We start from the raw sequence: 922 nt of genomic DNA on the forward strand, positions 1-922 counted from the left end.
GCGATGAAAGCCCTGGTCTGCGTGAAGCGGGTGATTGATTACAACGTGAAGCCGCGAGTGAAGGGTGATGGGACGGGTGTTGATCTTGCGAACGTGAAGATGAGCATGAACCCGTTTGACGAGATAGCGGTTGAGGAAGCGATCCGCCTGAAGGAGAAGGGCGTGGTATCGGAGATCGTGGCGGTATCGGTGGGGCCTGCGAAGGCGCAGGAGACGCTGCGCACGGCCCTGGCGATGGGGGCGGACCGGGCGATCCTGGTGCAGTCGGACGACGAGGTGGAGCCGCTGGCGGTGGCGAAGATCGTCAAGGCGATCGCGGACGAGGAAGCGCCGGGTCTGATCATCACGGGCAAGCAGGCGATCGACGACGATTCGAACCAGGTGGGCCAGATGGTGGCGGCGCTGCTGGGCCGTCCGCAGGGCACCTTCGCCAACGAGGTGACGGTCGAGGGCGACGCCGTGGTGGTGAAGCGCGAGATCGACGGCGGTCTGGAGACGGTGCGCCTGGCGCTGCCGGCGGTGGTGACGACGGACCTGCGCCTGAACGAGCCGCGCTATGCCAGCCTGCCCAACATCATGAAGGCGAAGAGCAAGCCGCTCGCGAATAAGACGCCGGCGGATTACGGGGTGGACACGAGCCCGCGCCTGAAGACGCTGAAGGTATCGGAGCCGCCGGTGCGGTCGGCGGGGATCAAGGTGGCCGATGTGGACGCGCTGGTGGCCAAGCTCAAGGAACTGGGAGTAGCCTGAGATGACCAAGGCACTGGTATGGGTCGAACACGATGGTTCGGCGGTGAAGGATGCGACGCTGTCGGCGGTGAGCGCGGCGGCGCAGCTGGGCGAGGTGACGCTGCTGGTGGCGGGCGCGGGCGTGGACGGCGTGGCCCAGGCGGCGGCGCGGATCGCGGGCGTGGCCAAGGTG

At 67.0% G+C, this 922-nt stretch carries 1 protein-coding gene and 1 pseudogene; both read left to right on the forward strand.

What is annotated here, in order from left to right:
• Positions 1-3 precede the first annotated feature (3 nt).
• Positions 4-750 (forward strand): electron transfer flavoprotein subunit beta/FixA family protein, encoded by a 747-nt coding sequence (locus tag NMD1_RS00700; protein ID WP_125953194.1) that lies wholly within the window; start codon positions 4-6, stop codon positions 748-750.
• A 1-nt stretch (position 751) separates the two neighbouring features.
• A pseudogene (locus tag NMD1_RS00705) lies at positions 752-922 on the forward strand (electron transfer flavoprotein subunit alpha/FixB family protein); the annotation flags it as partial.

Origin of the sequence: Novosphingobium sp. MD-1 (genome assembly GCF_001014975.1) — a bacterium.
GTDB lineage: Bacteria > Pseudomonadota > Alphaproteobacteria > Sphingomonadales > Sphingomonadaceae > Novosphingobium.

Bases quoted from the DNA above. Each gene is read 5' to 3' on its own strand.
- NMD1_RS00700 (WP_125953194.1), top strand. From the start codon at position 4: ATGAAAGCCCTGGTCTGCGTGAAGCGGGTGATTGATTACAACGTGAAG.